The 17,856-nt window shown below is 42.8% G+C and carries 16 protein-coding genes; 12 read left to right on the top strand and 4 right to left on the bottom strand.

All coding sequences use genetic code 11. The features are described 5' to 3' along the window. Positions 1-42: 42 nt before the first annotated feature. A complete protein-coding gene (locus HRU80_12025) occupies positions 43-318 on the bottom strand; it encodes a hypothetical protein (protein QOJ29560.1) in 276 nt (91 codons plus the stop codon). 250 nt (positions 319-568) lie between these two features. Here HRU80_12025 and HRU80_12030 point away from each other — a divergent pair, with 250 nt between their 5' ends. Next, complete coding sequence (locus tag HRU80_12030; protein ID QOJ29561.1) at positions 569-979, top strand: hypothetical protein; 411 nt, start codon at positions 569-571, stop codon at positions 977-979. Positions 980-987: 8 nt separating this feature from the next. Here the strand turns inward: HRU80_12030 and HRU80_12035 are convergent, their stop codons facing one another. Next, positions 988-1,974, bottom strand: coding sequence for an NAD-dependent epimerase/dehydratase family protein (locus HRU80_12035; GenBank protein ID QOJ29562.1), 987 nt, complete (start codon positions 1,972-1,974; stop codon positions 988-990). A gap of 105 nt (positions 1,975-2,079) precedes the next feature. On the opposite strand from HRU80_12035, the gene HRU80_12040 reads away from it, so the two are divergent. From HRU80_12040 to HRU80_12050, 3 genes are all read left to right on the top strand, one after another. Then, positions 2,080-3,273 (top strand): aminotransferase class I/II-fold pyridoxal phosphate-dependent enzyme, encoded by a 1,194-nt coding sequence (locus HRU80_12040; protein ID QOJ29563.1) that lies wholly within the window; start codon positions 2,080-2,082, stop codon positions 3,271-3,273. Beyond that, entirely contained in the window at positions 3,270-4,391 is a 1,122-nt protein-coding gene (locus HRU80_12045) for a hypothetical protein (protein ID QOJ29564.1), read from the top strand. The genes HRU80_12040 and HRU80_12045 overlap by 4 nt, the downstream gene beginning before the upstream one ends. A 1,529-nt stretch (positions 4,392-5,920) precedes the next feature. Continuing rightward, positions 5,921-6,358 carry a peptidylprolyl isomerase gene (locus HRU80_12050; GenBank protein QOJ30543.1) on the top strand — a complete coding sequence of 146 codons (438 nt, stop codon included), beginning with the start codon at positions 5,921-5,923 and terminating at the stop codon, positions 6,356-6,358. Positions 6,359-6,360: 2 nt separating this feature from the next. Here HRU80_12050 and HRU80_12055 read toward each other — a convergent pair whose 3' ends face one another. Beyond that, positions 6,361-7,239 carry a DUF4835 family protein gene (locus HRU80_12055; protein ID QOJ29565.1) on the bottom strand — a complete coding sequence of 293 codons (879 nt, stop codon included), beginning with the start codon at positions 7,237-7,239 and terminating at the stop codon, positions 6,361-6,363. A gap of 72 nt (positions 7,240-7,311) precedes the next feature. Between HRU80_12055 and HRU80_12060 the strand changes: the two genes are divergently transcribed. Continuing rightward, entirely contained in the window at positions 7,312-8,142 is an 831-nt protein-coding gene (locus tag HRU80_12060; GenBank protein ID QOJ29566.1) for a hypothetical protein, read from the top strand. After that, positions 8,139-10,004 (top strand): helix-hairpin-helix domain-containing protein, encoded by a 1,866-nt coding sequence (locus HRU80_12065; GenBank protein ID QOJ29567.1) that lies wholly within the window; start codon positions 8,139-8,141, stop codon positions 10,002-10,004. Before HRU80_12060 ends, HRU80_12065 begins: the two co-directional genes overlap by 4 nt. Positions 10,005-10,009: 5 nt before the next feature. On the opposite strand, the gene HRU80_12070 is transcribed toward HRU80_12065, so the two are convergent. Next, the gene (locus HRU80_12070) at positions 10,010-11,251 is read right to left on the bottom strand and encodes an NAD(P)/FAD-dependent oxidoreductase (protein ID QOJ29568.1); all 1,242 of its coding nucleotides are present in this window, start codon (positions 11,249-11,251) and stop codon (positions 10,010-10,012) included. A gap of 279 nt (positions 11,252-11,530) precedes the next feature. Here HRU80_12070 and HRU80_12075 point away from each other — a divergent pair, with 279 nt between their 5' ends. Genes HRU80_12075 through HRU80_12100 form a run of 6 tightly spaced genes read left to right on the top strand, consistent with a single transcriptional unit; the run spans position 11,531 to position 17,842 of the window. Next, a complete protein-coding gene (locus tag HRU80_12075) occupies positions 11,531-11,986 on the top strand; it encodes a transcriptional repressor (GenBank protein ID QOJ30544.1) in 456 nt (151 codons plus the stop codon). Next, positions 11,976-12,203, top strand: coding sequence for a ferrous iron transport protein A (locus HRU80_12080; protein QOJ29569.1), 228 nt, complete (start codon positions 11,976-11,978; stop codon positions 12,201-12,203). Before HRU80_12075 ends, HRU80_12080 begins: the two co-directional genes overlap by 11 nt. A 9-nt stretch (positions 12,204-12,212) precedes the next feature. Next, positions 12,213-14,246 carry a ferrous iron transporter B gene (locus HRU80_12085; GenBank protein QOJ29570.1) on the top strand — a complete coding sequence of 678 codons (2,034 nt, stop codon included), beginning with the start codon at positions 12,213-12,215 and terminating at the stop codon, positions 14,244-14,246. A gap of 9 nt (positions 14,247-14,255) precedes the next feature. Beyond that, a complete protein-coding gene (locus HRU80_12090) occupies positions 14,256-14,990 on the top strand; it encodes a ribonuclease Z (protein QOJ29571.1) in 735 nt (244 codons plus the stop codon). Between the two features lie 34 nt (positions 14,991-15,024). Continuing rightward, complete coding sequence (locus tag HRU80_12095; protein ID QOJ29572.1) at positions 15,025-16,059, top strand: PD40 domain-containing protein; 1,035 nt, start codon at positions 15,025-15,027, stop codon at positions 16,057-16,059. Further along, positions 16,052-17,842, top strand: a complete 1,791-nt coding sequence (locus HRU80_12100; GenBank protein QOJ29573.1) for a M28 family peptidase — start codon at positions 16,052-16,054, stop codon at positions 17,840-17,842. Before HRU80_12095 ends, HRU80_12100 begins: the two co-directional genes overlap by 8 nt. Positions 17,843-17,856 lie beyond the last annotated feature (14 nt).

Raw genomic sequence — 17,856 nt, forward strand, 5'->3', positions numbered from 1 at the left:
TCCGCTCCGCCAACCCCTGGCGGAGCAGAACTTTTACCCTCATCAACGATATCTTAAATCAATAACTCTTGCTGGTCCGGGTACAACCTGATAACCTGCAGGTGCCTGGCTTCCAATGGTCATGCTGTAAACTTTTTCAGGTGATCTGAATTCTGCCGGCTGATAATAGTTCTTCTGAACTTTAATTCCGGGAACTGCGGTAACGGATGTTCTTTTAACACTTTTCATTTTGTACACCATATAAGCTGTTACTACTGAGAAGATACCTCCGCCAACTACCAGGAGGGCAACATCTGCGAATAATTCTGATAATTCCATTGGTAAACTTCTTCTTTTTATTAATTATACTGATCTATGTATTCCAAATAGCGTGCCAATCTTAACTTTACGCATTTATTGCGGTAAATGCTCATTTCGGACGGGGAAACTGTCTTGGAACGATATTTTGTATTAAAATGATACAAGAAAATCTTACTTGCGCAGCCAGGTTCTGCTCTGCTTGTGGGTTGAATACCAGGGGAAGAGAAAAATCATTGAAGAATTGGCAGAAAGAAAGTAACTTTACTTAATGAAAAAAATACTCCACACAGGACTTCTCGCAGTACTTTTTTCCGGGATTCTATTTTATTCCGGATGTGATGATACAACAAACACGGCAGAATTAGATAATATCGTTATTCCTGCTTCAAATGTCAGTTACAGGAGACACATCCAGCCGGTATTCGATCTTAAATGCAATAATGCGGGCTGCCACAATGACGCTGACCGGGCGGGGGGTCTGGCACTGACTTCCCATCAAAACACTACATCCAACTTCGATATCGTCTTCCCCGGAGAGCCAAATAACAGTCTCCTGATTCAATCTATCAGAGGGCTCTCGCTATACCCAATGCCCCCGCTTAATTATTATCCCCTGACCAAAAACCAGATCGAAGGGATTACTACCTGGGTGCGCGAGGGTGCTAAAGATAATCCCTGAGAAATATTTTATATCCATCCTTCTTTTTTATACCATGCACAGGTTTGGGCAATTCCCTGCTCTATTGAGATTTCCTGCCTGAACCCAAAATCCCTTTTTGCTTTTGCGCTGTCACAAATCCAATAACTCTGAGTTAGGTCTCTGGCCTTTTCAATATTAAGTGTTGCAGCCTTACTGCTGAACAGTGAGAAGAACTGGGCAACCGCGGCAATCACAAAAACCACTCCATGAGGAACCGGAATAGTCAGCGCTTTCTTTTTAAGTATATCAGCTGTAACTGCTCCAATCTCTTTCCATGTATAATATTTTTCAGAGGTGATAAAGTATATCTCCCCCTTCGATTTATCAGCTTCAGCGGCCATTACCATACCCCTGACCAGATCCTTCACATGAATGAGACTTACCTTCTTCTGGTCAAATCCAACTGAAGTTGTAATTCCCTTTGAGAATGTATTAAAATATATAAATATCTCTGTATCACGCTCGCCATAAACCGCAGGGGCACGGCAAATCGTGATGGGGAGCTTATCCATATATCTCATCGCCGTTTTTTCCTGTTCACGCTTGCTTCTGCCGTATGTGGTTATTGGCCGGCATTCCATATCTTCAGTTACCGCCTTTCCATCGGATGATGGTCCCGCAGCTGTCTGAGAACTGACTATGAGCACCCTCCTTAACGTAGGAGCAGCACGCAATGCGGCCTTGAGAAGGGTTTCAGTTGCTTCAACATTTCCATCATAGTACCCTTCCGGCTTCTTGGATTTAACCACCCCGGCCACGTGATATAAATAGTCAGCTCCTTCCAGAACTTTCTCAAGAGCCTCCTGACTCTCAAGCCCTACAGGCAGTATCTCAACCGGCTTACCGTTCAGCCATTTAAGATCACTTGACTTGCGGACAATACACCTGACCTGCAGCCCCTTCTCGAGCAAAAGATCTACCAAATGACTTCCGACGAACCCGTTTCCCCCCGTTACGACTGCTATTTTATTCATTTTCCTTTGAATTGGGTCTATATTGTTCAAAATTTTAAAATTGATTTACCAAAATAATCTTTATATTTGAAAGTTTTTCTATACGATATTACTTCGGAGGAGTATTTGGATCTCTTTAAAAAATGTTATGAATTTACGAGGGCCGATGAAATAAAGGCCATGGACTTATATCCCTATTTCCGTCCTATTCAGGAAAATGAAGGGCCTGTTGTTCAGATTGAAGGACGGAAGGTTGTGATGGCCGGCTCAAATAACTATCTGGGTCTGACCTCGCATCCTAAAGTAAAAGAAGCTGCCATTAAAGCAATTGAAAAATATGGAACCGGCTGTTCCGGCTCCCGCTACCTTACCGGTACGATTGATCTTCATAATGAGCTTGAATACCGTCTTGCAAAATTCTTTAATAAGCCCGCTGTTCTCTTATATTCTACCGGATACCAGACGGCTCAGGGTATTATCCCGACTCTGGTAAATCGCGGCGAATACGTGGTTTCCGACAAAGATAATCATGCCTGCATAGTTGCAGGGAACCTGATGGCAAGAGGTGCAACGGCTGAGATTGTCCGCTACAAGCACAATGACATGAATGACCTTGAAAGGGTCATGAAGAAACTACCTATTGATGCCGGTAAACTTTTAGTAAGTGACGGTGTCTTTTCAACGGGCGGAGAGATTGTTGACCTGAAAACACTTAATCAGATTGCCAAAAAATATAATGCCAAAATTCTGATTGATGATGCGCATGCAACAGGAGTAATCGGCAAGGGAGGAAGAGGAACAGCCAGCGAGTTTGATCTTGAAGATGAGATTGACCTTACCATGGGTACTTTTAGCAAGACTTTCGCATCACTCGGCGGATTTGTCGCCGGTGAAGAACGTGTTATCAATTTCCTGAAGCATGCATCCCCTGCACTTATCTTCAGTGCATCCCCTACTCCGGCTTCTGTTGCTGCAGCACTGGCAGCATTAGATATTCTGGAAGCTGAACCGGAACGGGTAACCAGACTTATCCGGAACGCAACCAAAGTAAGAACGGAATTAAAAGAAGCCGGCTTCAATGTTGTTGACGGAAGAACTGCAATTGTGCCGGTTATTGTGGGCAGTGACGAACTTGCATTCCAGATGTGGCGTCTGCTTTATGAAGCAGGTGTTTTTGTGAATGTATTTATTTCGCCGGGAGTACCGGCGGGCCGTCAGATGATGAGAACAAGCTATATGTCAACCCATGAGGATGAACATCTTGATTACATCATTGATACTTTTAAGAAAACCGGCAGACAGTTAGGTCTTATAGAATGAGTAAAGTGGAAATCGTCCCCGTTAAAGATAAAAGTCAGCTGATGACTTTTATCAAATTCCCATGGGAAATATATAAGGACGATCCGAATTGGGTTCCCCATCTCATAATGGACAGAAAAAAAGTCCTTAGCAAAGAAAAGAATCCGTTTTTTGAACATGGAGATGCTGATTATTTCCTTGCCTATAAAAATGGCAAACTAAGCGGAAGAATAGCAGCCATAAAAAATGATCTGCATAATCAGCACCATCATGATAAAACAGGATTTTTCGGATTCTTTGAATGTTATAATGATCAGGAAGTGGCAAATGCTTTGTTTGATTCAGCAAAAGACTGGCTGAAACAGCGCGGCTTTGATAATATGCGCGGGCCGGCTAATCCATCAAGCAATGATGAATACGGTATGCTCTTTGAAGGGTATGATGACCCTCCGCGTCTGCTTATGTCTTATAATCCCCCGTATTACAATGATCTCTGCGCTAACTACGGCTTTGCAAAAGCAAAAGATCTTTTCGCCTATTCCATCGAGAACAAAGATATGGTGCAGGAGAAAAAGATTGAACGTATTGCAGAACTGGCCAAACAGCGTGCCGGAATAACTATCCGTGAAATCAACATGAAAGATTTCAAGGCGGAACTCGAGAAAGTAAAATTCGTATATAATAAAGCATGGGCTCCTAACTGGGGCTTTGTGCCGATGACGGATAAAGAAATTGATGCTGTAGCAGCGGACCTTAAACCGATTGTTGAACCTTCCATTGTACTCTTTGGAGAAATTGATGGTCATGTAGCCGGTTTTGCGCTTTGTATGCTCGATTACAATGCAGTCTTCAAAAAAATGAATGGCAGGCTTTTCCCCTTTGGCTGGTATCACCTCCTTACCGGCAAGAAGTATATAACCTGGGCGCGAATTCTTATTCTTGGTGTGGTACCAGAATATCAGAAAAAAGGACTGGATGCCGTATTTTACTGGGAAGTCCTTAAACGTGCCGAGAAGATAGGTATCCTGCGCGGTGAAGCGTCATGGATTCTTGAAGACAATACCATGATGAACCGCGGTGCAGAAGCAATGCACGGTAAAGTATATAAAAAATACCGTATTTACGATAAACCAATCTGATGCGTAAATTGCTCCTCCTGCTGTTCCTGACGGCAGAATTGGTCTTTCCGCAGTTTTCATTACGTGACTCCTCCCTGCTGAGGAGTCTTTTTTTTCGTACTCCGGCTCAGGGTCTGGTAATTCAATATCTTCATGCTGATGATTCAGATTCTATAAAAGCAGGTCTGCTTGCCGCAGGAAATATGCCTGACTCCCTTTATATCAATGAAATTCTTAAACTTCCCTTTTCGTTGTACCCAAATGAGATTTCATTCGCACTGAGCAAACAAACTGCCGGACAGCAAATCAGTGATTATCTCTGGGCAGGGTTTGAAAAGCACAAACAGAAGGATTTGCGGAAAGTTATTGCAGAAACTCTTGGATTAACCGGTTCAAGTGAGGATTTCAAAAAGCTTTCGACCTTCTGGTTAAAAAAGAATAATCTTCCGGGAATCTCCGAAGCTATCTTTCATTTCAGGAACAGGCAGATAAAGCAGGATTCCCTGCAGAGGCTTATCCTGCTCACCGAGCTCAGTTCATCTGAAAAAGCAAGACAAATATCAGCACTCTTTTCACTAAACAGATTTGGGAAAGACGCCGAAATAAAAAAGGCAGCTGAAAAATATTTATTCCTGTTGGGAGGTGGCAGAAACCCTGATATATTTGCCGGGCTTTTACAGCTCCTCCGGCGCAACAGCGATACACTCTCCTCTTTTTCCATGGTGCGTCCTTACCTGAGGCATAAAAAGTTTATCGTCAAAACCGAAGCAATATCGGCACTAAAAAACTACAGATTTACAAAAACCAGAGAGTATAAGCTGCTCGGAGAACTGCTGCTTTCTGACAATCACGGCATTGCGTATCAGACTTCTCAGCAAATACGCCAGAATATGTTTTCTGATAAGGCAGCAGATTATTTGTCAAAAACCATCAGAAACTATTTAAACACAGCAGCCGCAGTAACACCGGTCAGTCAGGAGTATATTCTTACTTTGCTTTATCTCAATCCTGATCAGAGAAAAAGTATTTTCTCCGGATATGAGGGCAGGCTTAACCGCAGTTACTGGTATATAGCTCAGGAAATTATTGGCACTCCGGCCCCCGAACTTCTGGAATATGCCGTGAGTGAGTTTCCTGGACTTGACCAGCCCGCGCGTCTGCAGTCATTCACACAACTCTATAAACCGGATGTGCAGTCTCTTTTAGCGGCTAATCCCCTTTACAAACAGTATATATGGATGATATTGAAGTCCGGAGAATCCCCTCTCATTTCAACTTTTGCTGATCAGGCAACTGAGGCGGTAGTTCAGACCGGGAGTGATAATTATCAGAAACAACTTCTGAGTCTTTTCAAGGAAAGAATTGACGATGCTGACTTCAACGAAGCGCTTATTTCAATTTATAACTTTATAAAAAAATTTTTCCCTGAGTCTCTGCAGTATCTTAACGAATTAGCTTCCCGCTCAAAACTGAAATCAATCAATGGATTAAGCGGAAAACCTTCAATCGCGGGTGAAAACAGCATGAGGGAAAAACTGTTTTCTGAGCTGATGCAGAATGCATTTTCAACCAGCACAGCTGAAATTGAAACAAGCGAAGGGAAAATTACCGTAAAATTAAATTCCGGAATTGCTCCCTTTTCGGCAGGAAATTTTATCAAACTGGCAAAAGACGGATTTTTTAAGGGGGTAAACTTTCACAGAGTGGTTCCCGGCTTTGTCATCCAGGCAGGTGACCGCACGGGAACAGGATGGGGCGGCCCCGGTTATGAAATCATTTCTGAATACTCATGGGCTCCGTATATACCAGGCACCATGGGCATGGCAAGCGCGGGCAAGGATACAGAGGGTTCACAATGGTTTATTACGCAATGGTATTACCCTCACCTTCAAGGCAGATATACGGTCTTTGGCAGCGTTATTGAAGGATTTGACACTGTTACCCGCATACCGCAGGGTACGTATATCAGAACGATTACCGTCCGCTAAATCTACCTCAGCATCTCATCATATTTTGAAGCATGCGGAGGGTCTAACCTCTTCAGTTTCCTGAAAACTTCCTTATCAGCATAATCAGAGAGCAGATCAACTATCTCACCGTGCTTTGCATCAAAAAACGTTTTTGGATAGACACTTTTAAGATCTATCTGTGACTGAATTGATTCAAGAGCGTCCACAATCTTCACTACTCTTTCCTGAGCAGACTTTCTGTTCCTGACCGAAAGATCAACACCGAGATGATAATCAGCAAATGCTTCTCTGAACAGACGGTATTTTTCATTCAGCATATTTTCAACAAGGTCTTTTCTGTTGTATGATCCTGTTGCAGATTCCCAGCCCTTCGAATAACGTGAGGATGCGGCCAAATTAACGATGTCAGCAGCTCTCTTAAAATTTTCAGTCCCGGCCAGTTTCTCCCATGAATCTTCATCAAGTCCGATTATGACATACGCATAATAATCCAGCAGGCTGGTAACTGAATTGAACATCATAGGGTTAAAATAAAACTGCTGGTTTCTTTCATACATCAGATTCCAGTTTGAATCAAATACGCGAAGCATTGGGGAAAATTTATCAGATTTGTATATCTGCCTTTGGCTAACAACAACTAACTGCGCCTGATAATTTAGCTCATCTGTTGCTGAGATAAAAGAAATCTGAAACGAGCAGCGGATTTTCGCGTAGGGCCACTCACTTCCCGTAAACCTGGTATTATTTATGTAGTTTTCAAGATCGGCTGCAAAATTGACAAGAATCTCTTTATTCACGACAGGCAGATTCTGAAAATTTGCCGTCACCGTGGCAAGAAGTTCCTGGCCTGAGGCGGGACGGAACATCAGGATTATAAAGAAAACCAGATATTTTCTCATTTTGCTTTCCGTGATTTGTTTTTGCAATTTTGAACACAGCAATTTAGGAAAAAAATAACTGCTTTGAAATCCATGAATAATTTCGGGAGTTTCGGAATTCATTACCTGTCCTGGGCAGCCGCTTTACTGCTTTCAGCCCTGCAGTTTTCATACGGACAGTTCTATAACGGGGTCAGACAGACCGCGCTTAGTTTCTCCTCTGTCTCCTATTACCAGGATGTTTTCTCTGCTGTTCAGAATCCGGCGCTCTTCTCCCCTGGTGAACAGGTTGAGATAAAGTCCTTTTATTCCCCTTCACCTTTCGGACTAAACGAACTGGCACTTCTGGGTGCGGGAGCTTCATTTTCTTTGAGCGGAACAAGAGTAACAACATCAATAGCTTCTTACGGATACAGTCTCTACCGGGAAAATACGCTCATGATATCCGCGGCGGCCAATATGTTTGGATTCAACGCCGGATTATCCCTTCAGGCAGCGCATGTGAATATTAAAGGTTACGGCACATCTCTGGTTCCGGTCTTTTCGGCAGGAATCCGTTATCCGCTCTTTCCGTTTCTTTCAGTTGGTTCATCCTTCAGTAATCTTGCAAATGCAAGCTGGAGCAATACTAACGATCAGATAGGCCAGACCTCACTCTTTGGTATCAGATACGAAGAAGAGGATTTTCTCGCTCTTTCTTTTACCCTGAAAAATGAATCAGGGTATAAGGCCGAACAGCTCGCAGGTCTTGAAGTGAAACCTTCAGAATATCTGCTTTTAATGGCAGGAATGCAGTTTACCACGCGCCAGTATTCCACAGGCATTTCATTTATTTATATGGGAATCGTTGCAGACTACGCCACAGTTATTCACCCGATACTCGGACTTTCTCATCAGTTTGCATTGGGATATACCATTCGATGAGAGTGCCGGGGGTTATAGCATTCTTTCTGATTTTCAGCTTTGGGCTGCTCGCCCAGACTGACTCACTGGAAGGTGTTTCAGAACCGTTTAATTTTGTGAGCGAAGAGGAGTCAGGTTCTTTTTTTGAATATATAACCGATTTATTCACTACAGGAATTCATCTCAACCGCGCCAGTAAAGCGGATTTCCTGGAACTTGATGGCTTTGACGAAGAGACCGCTGAAAAAATCATTCATTACCGGCGTGAAAACGGTAAGTTTTATTCCACGGGAGAACTATATATTATTCCCGGAATTAATCAGGATATCATAAGAAAATACTTCTCTTTTTTCAGAGTTGACGAAGCATGGGCATCCGGCAGAATCATAAACGGTAATCTACTGTACAGGCAGGAAAAACAATTTAACAATGATCTGCCAGCATCATATCCCGGGAGCGAATTCAGGCAGATGTTAAAAGCAGATATCCGTTTTCCAAATGATATTCAGGCGAGATTTATAACCGAAAAAGATCCTGGTGAACTCAGTTTTGCCGATCATTACACCGGATTCATAAACTGGAAAAGCGCAACTATGATCCGGTCGCTTACCACCGGTTCCTTTATTCTCCGCTCACCCGCCGGATTGCTTTCCGGAGCAGCTTACTATATACCATTCGGCAGCCGTATATCCCGGTTCAGTCCGGATATTCAGGTAAGAGGTTTTAGCAGCAGTGAGGAAAACCGTTTCTTGCTTGGCGGTGCGGCTGAACTTGAACTTTCCGGTGTTACGCTCACTCCTTTTTACTCAAGTAACAGCTATGATGGCAGTTTCAGCAGTTATAATGAGTATTATTCCCTCATTGATGGCGGCTATCACAGGAGTATTACTGAACGCAGGTTAAGGGACGGGCTGAAGATTACGAGTTCTGGGATATCTGCTAATGTTACACATTCCTCAGGGGCCGGAGGAAGTTTTACATTTTATCATCAGGATATAAAAAGTGCGTTAAACCGGGGTGTGAATAATTTCGCGTCCGCTTCCCTGTCAGCAAGTTTTTACGAATTTTCCGCAATGAGTGAGTTGGTTTACAGCAGCAGCGGATTAAATGTTGTTATCCATGCAGGCAGAAAATCAACGGGAAAAACCCCTGCAGGAGTATATTTTAGACGGCTTAGGGAAAACAGTCTTCCTGTATACGCAAATCCATACCGTGAAAGCAGTTATCTTTATTCCGAGACCGGAGGCGGCTTATACTTTCGAATAAATCCATTTTCACTTCCGTTAGATATCGTCACAGATGTTTTTAGTTACCATAGGAAAACAGAACCGGTCACTTTGACAGGATTCAGATGCATGATAAAGAGTGAAAAACGATTGAATTCCTCAACAGTCATTAAGGCCGTTTATTCGGTCCGGTCAAAAGATAAAATAATCTCCGAACTCCTTTCACAAAAAAACAGCATGGGAGCCCGGCATTCGGTATCAATTATTGTGCAGAATTATTTTTCCGCGGAAGCCTCCGTCCGGAACCGGCTGATATATAATGTCTATGATAATACAGTAACAGTAAGCGAAGACGGATTTGCTTATATAACCGAATTCCGGTACCAAAAGGAGAAGTATGGTATTATCCTGGGCTACTCCGGATTTAGCGGAGAGATGATTGAGACTGCATCCTATTTCAGCGAACGGACTTTCCTCGATTACGGTCTCTTTAAATCACTCATCGGTACAGGAAACTACCTTTACACTTCCCTGTTTGCAAATCTTCCGTTTGGTTTCAGACTCTCTTTGAGAGCCGGACTGGAAAACAAAACCAGTTATGACGGCTTAGCTGTAAACAGTAGTAACGGCAGTGTTATCCTCCAGTACACGTGGTAAAAGGTTTATCCGTTTCGAGTGATAAGCCGTACCGAGTGCCTGAAACTGAGATAGTACCACACCCATTCAGCCATTACCTTAAAGCGGTTTCTGAACCCGATCAGATAAAGGACGTGAATAAATGACCAGAGCAGCCAGGCAATCACCCCAGAGAATTTAAGATTTCCGACTACGGCAATCGCTTTTGCCCTGCCAATCGTTGCCATACTTCCTTTGTTTCGATAAACAAAAGGTTTTCGATTCTGTTTTTTGTTATTGTCAATCAGTGAAACAACATGTCTCGCCTGCTGGATTGCAACCGTTGCAATTCCCGGAAGCACTCCTTCCTTCTCATCCTTAAAAAAAGCTGAGTCTCCGATTACGAAAATATCCGGTGAACCTGGAATAGAAAGATCCGGTTCGACGAATACTCTGCCAGCCCTGTCAAGAGGTACATCCAAAGATTGCAATAAGGGGGATGCCTGATTTCCCGCTGCCCAAATGATGGTTCCTGCATGTATTTTTTCATTATCCAGCATGACTGCCCCGTCATTCAAAGAAGTGACCTTTCTGCCGGATAAAACGGTTACCCCCATTTCGCTGAGGTCTTCCTTTGCTCTGAATGAAAGGTCATCGGGATAGGAACTCAGAATTCCCGGTGCTGCTTCAATAAGGAATATTCTGGTATCTGAAGTATTTATTCTTCTGAAATCATCCTTGAGGTCTTTTCTTGCCATCTCCGCAATAGCGCCTGCCATCTCCACCCCTGTAGGCCCGCCTCCGATAACCACAAATGTCATAAGAGTTTTTCTTTCCTCCGGGTCAGTGGTCAGTTCGGCACGTTCAAAAGCAAGGAGTATTTTCTCACGAATCTGAAGAGCATCCTCAACGGTTTTTAATCCCGGAGCGTTTTTTTCCCATTCAGGATTTCCAAAATATGAATGCCTGGCTCCCGGTGCTAAGATGAGATAGTCAAAATCCACTGAAGAACTGCTTAATTTAAGTTTTTTAGCTGTTTTATCTACTGACTTCACTTCATCCATCAAAACGGTGACGTTCTCCTGATCCTTAAAAACTGCCCTGATCGGGACGGCAATATCTGCAGGTGAAAGTGCTGCAGTTGCAACCTGATACAGAAGCGGCTGGAAGAGATGATGATTTGTGCGATCAATAACGAGGACATCAAAATCGGTGTTTTTAAATCTTTTAGCAGCCGTCAGTCCTCCAAAACCGCCGCCAACTATTACTACTTTCTCTTTTTTAGACATGGAACTCTCAGTTTACTTTACCTGGTTTAACTCAAAAAGATGCCAAATGTTCCGGCAAAATAGGAATTTCGTTACATCTTATCCCCCTTGTTTCGATGAACACATTAGATTAATGAGGACTGGTTTTTAAGGATGATGAAAACGCTGAAGAATGGCCTTAAAGAATCAGAAACAGCGCATAAATCTTCGAAAAATCGGGAAATATTCACCTTTTTAATTGTTTTTTCCGATAGAAAGTGCTATTTTTATGTAGATTAAATCTTAATAATAAGCAAAATGATCAAAAATAAGCAGGCAGCCGAAATCTTCAGAGAGTTTCTGAAAAACGGCAAAAACAGGATAACCCCTGAGAGATTTGAGGTCATGGATGCTGCGCTTGAAATAGACGGTCATTTTTCCGCGGATGAATTGTATATCATTATGAAAAACAACAAATCCCGTGTATCCCGCGCTACCGTCTATAAAACTCTTGAATTGCTCACCCAGTGCGACCTGCTGTCGCTTCGTAATTTTGGCGATAACATGAAGCGTTATGAGAGCAATTATAAGCGGCAGAATCATGATCATCTTATCTGCCTCGATTGCGGACGGATTGTTGAGTTTACCAACAACAAAATAAAAAAGATTCAGGAAGAGATTTGTGACGCGCTCGGTTATGAACCCTCTACCTATTCATTTAATCTTTTTGTACGCTGTAAAAATAAAAAGGAATGTCCCTACTATCATGGAAACTAGAACTTTAGATCAGGTAAAAAAAGGTAATTTTATCACTATAATGCATCTTCCTTCCGGAACCATAAAAGTGCAGTTAATCCGGATTGGTATTTCCGAAGGAGACAAAGTGCTCTGCCTCGAAAGGCTTCCCGGCGGAACCATTGTAATCCAGAAGAACCGTCAGGAAATCGCAATCGGGTATGATCTTGCCCGTCAGATAAAATTCACTGCACATTAACCGGTATATATGAAATCAGAGGGCATTACGGCAGCACCGTCACCAGGGAGTGTTATATCCCCGTCATCACCGGCGGGAGGTTCAGGTAAAAAATCAGTTGTTTTAGTAGGCAACCCAAATGTAGGGAAATCCCTTTTCTTTAACCACCTGAGCGGAATGTATGTTGACGTTTCGAACTTCCCGGGTACCACAGTTTCAATTTCAAAAGGTCATTACAAAAATTACGAAATTCTTGATACCCCTGGTGTTTACGGAGTTTCATCGTTCAATGATGAAGAAAAAGTAGCACGAGATGTAATTGTTGATTCTGATATTGTATTAAACGTCGTAAACTCGCTGCACCTGGAACGTGATATCTTCCTTACCATGCAGCTGATTGATATGGGGAAGAAAATTTCAGTGCTTCTTAATTTCTCTGATGAAGTCAGAAAACAAAAAATCAAAATTGATGCCTCAAAACTTTCCAATCTTCTTGGCGTTCCTGTATTCGAGACATCTGCCGTTGATAAGAAGGGCTTTGAATTTCTGGATGAAGCAATACAAAATGCACGCCAGGGACACACAACAAAAGAAATTGATAAACTCCTTTCCAGAGAACCATATACCTCGCTCCCCCGTGCTGATGCACTCCTGATACTTGAAGGAGATGAGCATTACGCAAAAAAACATGGTGCTGAAAACGGAACCGCGGACGACCGTGAGATGATTTATGTGGAGAGGAGGAACCGTGTAAATCAGATCTGCGCGGACGTTGAGTTTGAAGACAGTTCAAGAGGCAAGTTTTTTAATCTGCTTGGCCGGCTGAGTATTAATCCTCTTACCGGAATTCCTGTTCTGCTTGTGATGCTTTACCTTATGTACCTCTTTATCGGTGATGTGGTTTCGCAGCGCGTTGTCGGTTTCACTGAAGATTATATCGGTAAAACGATATTTGAGTACAATCTTAAGAAATATGTGGCGGAATTTACCCCCTCAGACATTACCGTACAGATTCTGAATGAGGATGAGGAAGTTCTTAACGAGAAGGAATTTTCTTTCTCGACTGATTTGAATGAAGATGCTCAGAAGAAAAATGAATTTCTGGAATTTTCTCAGCAGCCCGGAGCAGTCTCGGAATTTAATTTCCCCAATGCAATTCCTCGTTTATTCTTCGGAGAGTTTGGTGTGGTTTCGATGACGGTGACCTATCTCCTCTTCCTGCTGCTGCCTCTGGTAATTGGTTTCTACCTGGCAATGGCAGTGCTTGAAGACAGCGGTTATCTCCCCCGGCTTGCAACCATGATGGACCGGTCTCTCACCCGCATAGGTCTTAACGGCAGAGCTGTAATTCCTATTCTTCTTGGCTTTGGATGCGTGACGATGGCCACGATAACCACAAGAATTCTTGGTACGGACAGGGAAAAGACCATTGCGACCGCAATTCTGCAGTTTGTAATACCCTGCAGCGCACAGCTTGCCGTTATCGCCGTTCTTATTAGCGGTGCCGGATTAAGCTCTTTGCTGATCTATGTATTTGTAATTTTCACTGTTTTAATCCTGATATCAACTACCCTGAATAAATTTCTTCCAGGACAGTCCTCCCCTCTCTTAATTGATCTTCCGATCATGAGAATTCCAAGAGGCGGAAATGTTCTGAAGAAAACTTACTTCAGAACTCTTGGGTTTATGAAGGAGGCTTCAGTATGGTTTTTTGTAGGAGCGCTGTTTGTAGGATTACTGGAGGTAACCGGATGGTTATATGATTTCCAGGACCTGCTCGCTCCTATTACCACCAGCTGGCTGAAACTTCCGAAAGAGGCTGCTACTGCTTTTGTGATGGGTGTGGTGCGCAGAGATTTCGGCGCTGCAGGACTGTTTAGTCTTGAACTGACCGCCATGCAGGTTACCGTGGCAATTATAACCATAACACTCTTTGTCCCGTGTATTGCATCATTCATGGTAATGCTTAATGAAAGGGGATTAAAAGAGGGACTGATTATCTGGGCATCAACATGGATATTTGCTTTCCTGATCGGGGGAATTGTAGCGCAGATTATCGTCTAAGGAAATGTAATGACAAAAAAACAGCCAAAACAGGTTATCTCTAAATATCCCATTCGCTGGGCCAAAAAGAACTTCTCTATAAAGATATTCTGTTCAATTCCGAATATCGCCACGGGAATACTGCTGCAGGCTGGTAAAAATCATTTCCTTATTGATCCGGGTGACGGCATACTTCGCGATATTAATAAGGAGCTCAGCGCTGAAAAAGTCGCGGCAATTTCAGATATATTTATCACCCACGGCCACCATGACCACGTGGGAGGTGTCTGGTCATTCCTCACCTATTTACGTGTTGTGAGAAAGAGCGACCGCCTCAACATCTATTACCCGGACGGCTGTGTTGAGATAGAAAGCATTTATAGTGCTTTCAGCAAAGTTTATGCAAAAAGCACAACTTATCAAATAGCTCTTAAAAAGATTTCCAAACATTCCACTTTCAGGACAAAGGAAGTTGCTGTTAAGCCTTTCCCCGTAATCCACAAAGAAATTTCAATCGAAACCGGTAAAAGCCGTATCGTTCCAGCTTTAGGCTATAATTTCACCTACGGCGATACCCGCATCTGCTATGGCGGTGACACAGCATATTGCGAAGCGTTAGTACGCAATGCAAAGGATGCTGATTTAGCAATCCTTGAAGCCGGACATGATGATGAAACTCCTGATGATATGCATATGACCATGCGCGAAGCTGTTTCAATCGGAAAGAGCGCAAAGGAGTATTTCTTAGTACACGTTCCGGAATAATTAACCACTCTTTTCATTAACCTTACAACCTGCTATGAAACAACTTTACATTTTTCTGTTTATTCTCACTTCCCTCACCCTGGCACAATCAGACACCATGAGATTCGAGGGTGAAAAGCGTCTAAAAAATATCAAAATGCTCACCTTCCAGGGAGAAAATGCGGAAGCGTACCTTTCATTCTCGGGTGATAAATTAATTTTTCAGAAAACGGACGGTGATCTGGAATGTGACCAGATTTTCACCATGGGCACTGACGGCTCAAACCAAAAAATGGTTTCGAACGGAAAAGGAAGAACCACCTGTGCTTACTACCTTCCGGGGGACAAACAGATTATATACGCATCCACACATCATTTTGATGAAAAATGCCCACCTCCGCCTGACAGATCAAAAGGTTACGTCTGGAAGTTATATGAATCTTTTGATTTGTTTATCGCAGATGCCGACGGCAGCAATATCCGCCAGATAACCGATGCACCAGGTTATGATGCAGAAGCAACAGTTTCTCCTAAAGGTGATAAAATTATCTTCACCTCTCTCCGTGATGGTGACCCGGAATTATACGTTTGCGATATAGACGGTTCCAATCAGAAACGCCTCACTTTTGAAAAAGGTTATGATGGCGGTGCATTCTTCTCGCATGACGGAAGTAAAATCGTTTTCCGCGCAAGCAGACCAAAGACTGAAAAAGAACTTGAAGATTATAATGAACTGGTAACCAGCGGTTACGTACGTCCTACGGCTTTAGAAATTTTTGTGATGGCTGCAGACGGCAGCAATATGAAACAGATCACAAACTTTGGGAAAGCAAGTTTCGCTCCATATTTCCATCCAAACGGCAAGAAAATCATCTTCTCTTCCAATATAAACAGCAAGAGCGGAAGAAACTTTGATCTTTATACCATAAATCTTGACGGTACCGGTCTTGAACAGATTACTTATAATGAGTCTTTTGACGGCTTCCCTTTCTTTACTCCTGACGGTAAGAAGCTGATTTTTGCTTCCAACCGATATAACAAAAATCCCAATGATACCAATATTTTTATTGCGGAGTGGGTAAATGAATAACAGGTTTTATCAGTCTGCTTTGGCTGCATTGTTTACCTTAGGAATATTTTCTTCTGCTTATGCCCAGACTTCTCCTGAAATCAAAGAAAAAGATTTTAGGAAACATATATCTCATCTGGCTTCTGACGAACTCAAAGGCAGAATGACCGGCACTGAACAAGAAAAGGCAGCAGCCGAATATATCAGCAAGGAGTTTAAGCGCTTCGGGCTAAAGCCATACTTTAATGGAAGCTGGTTTCAGAATTTTCCTTTCATCTCAGGTGTTGAGTTAAAAGGAAATAACAGCTTTACTTTCTCATCAACCGACAAAAAATATGTAGTTGAAAAAGACTTCATCCCGCTTGGCTTCAGTTCTTCCCTGAGCGTTTCAGGTGAAGTTGTATTTGCCGGCTATGGGATATCTTCCAAAGACAACGGCTATGATGACTATGAAGGTCTGAACCTTGAAGGCAAGATTGTATTAGTTCTCCGTTACAATCCGGAGTATGATAATCCCCATTCAAAGCTTGAAGAGTTCGCATCATTCCGTTACAAAGCAAACATTGCAAAAGAAAAAGGCGCAAAAGCCATTCTCTTTGTGAACGGTCCGGCTCCTGTTGAAGAAGATAAACTGCAGAAACTCACTTATGACCGTGCCTCCTCTGTACCGGGAATTGCAGCCGTTCATATCTCCCGCTCTGCTGCAGATGCAATGCTTTCCAAAAGCGGATTTACCGTTAAATCACTTCAGGAGAAAATAAAAGCTGATGGTGAACCGCATTCCTTTTCAGTAGCTGGAGTAACCGTTCAACTGGAAACCGGTGTTGCCGAAGTTAAAAAAGAAGGAATTAATGTAGCTGGTATCATCCCCGGTTCTGATAAAAACCTGAAAGATGAATATATTGTCATCGGTGCACATTACGATCATCTTGGTATGGGAGGAGCTAACTCACTTTATCGCGGTGATGAACCGCAGATTCACAACGGAGCAGATGATAATGCTTCAGGCACAAGCGGTATTCTCGAGCTGGCAGAATATCTCAGTAAAAACAAAAAACAGTTAAAACGCAGTATTATCCTGGCAGGTTTCTCTGGTGAGGAACTTGGACTTCTTGGTTCCTCCCACATGGTGAATAATCCTGTTGTTGCTAATGAGAAGATTACAGCAATGATCAATCTTGATATGATTGGCCGGCTTACTGACAGTGCGCTCATTGTTTACGGTACAGGCACTTCTTCCGGCTGGAAAGAGATGCTCAATAAAAACAAGCCCGCGGATCTTAATCTTACCTTTAATGATGAAGGTTATGGTCCAAGTGACCACTCCTCATTCTATGGAAAAAATATCCCTGTGTTGTTTTTCTTTACTGGCACCCATTCTGATTACCATAGACCCGGTGACGATGCGGAAAAGATAAACTATACCGGGCTTGAAGCTGTGGTGAAGTATGTGGCTGCAATGGTCATGGATATATCTCAAATGAGCTCCAGACCAGAATATGTAAATGTACCAAGAAAAGACAATCAGAGAATGGGCGGCTGGAAAGTTTATGTAGGCACTATCCCCGATTATGCTTATTCAGGTCAGGGGCTTAAAATTACGGGTGTTAATGAAGGCAGCCCGGCTAAAAAAGCAGGTTTGCACGGAGGTGATATAATTACCAAATTTGGTGCAAAACAGATTAATAACATATACGATTATGTTTATGCTCTGCAGGAATTAGTCCCCGGTGATATTGTTGACCTTGATGTAACCCGTGGTGAAGAAAAAATTCAGCTTAAACTTGAGCTTGGGGCAAAATAGCTCAGTTAGTTCAA

Source organism: Ignavibacteriales bacterium (assembly GCA_015709675.1).
GTDB lineage: Bacteria > Bacteroidota > Ignavibacteria > Ignavibacteriales > Ignavibacteriaceae > H2-BAC3.

Bases quoted from the DNA above. Each gene is read 5' to 3' on its own strand.
- HRU80_12025 (QOJ29560.1), bottom strand. From the start codon at position 318: ATGGAATTATCAGAATTATTCGCAGATGTTGCCCTCCTGGTAGTTGGC.
- HRU80_12030 (QOJ29561.1), top strand. From the start codon at position 569: ATGAAAAAAATACTCCACACAGGACTTCTCGCAGTACTTTTTTCCGGG.
- HRU80_12035 (QOJ29562.1), bottom strand. From the start codon at position 1,974: ATGAATAAAATAGCAGTCGTAACGGGGGGAAACGGGTTCGTCGGAAGT.
- HRU80_12045 (QOJ29564.1), top strand. From the start codon at position 3,270: ATGAGTAAAGTGGAAATCGTCCCCGTTAAAGATAAAAGTCAGCTGATG.
- HRU80_12050 (QOJ30543.1), top strand. From the start codon at position 5,921: ATGCAGAATGCATTTTCAACCAGCACAGCTGAAATTGAAACAAGCGAA.
- HRU80_12055 (QOJ29565.1), bottom strand. From the start codon at position 7,239: ATGAGAAAATATCTGGTTTTCTTTATAATCCTGATGTTCCGTCCCGCC.
- HRU80_12060 (QOJ29566.1), top strand. From the start codon at position 7,312: ATGAATAATTTCGGGAGTTTCGGAATTCATTACCTGTCCTGGGCAGCC.
- HRU80_12065 (QOJ29567.1), top strand. From the start codon at position 8,139: ATGAGAGTGCCGGGGGTTATAGCATTCTTTCTGATTTTCAGCTTTGGG.
- HRU80_12070 (QOJ29568.1), bottom strand. From the start codon at position 11,251: ATGTCTAAAAAAGAGAAAGTAGTAATAGTTGGCGGCGGTTTTGGAGGA.
- HRU80_12080 (QOJ29569.1), top strand. From the start codon at position 11,976: ATGGAAACTAGAACTTTAGATCAGGTAAAAAAAGGTAATTTTATCACT.
- HRU80_12085 (QOJ29570.1), top strand. From the start codon at position 12,213: ATGAAATCAGAGGGCATTACGGCAGCACCGTCACCAGGGAGTGTTATA.
- HRU80_12090 (QOJ29571.1), top strand. From the start codon at position 14,256: ATGACAAAAAAACAGCCAAAACAGGTTATCTCTAAATATCCCATTCGC.
- HRU80_12095 (QOJ29572.1), top strand. From the start codon at position 15,025: ATGAAACAACTTTACATTTTTCTGTTTATTCTCACTTCCCTCACCCTG.
- HRU80_12100 (QOJ29573.1), top strand. From the start codon at position 16,052: ATGAATAACAGGTTTTATCAGTCTGCTTTGGCTGCATTGTTTACCTTA.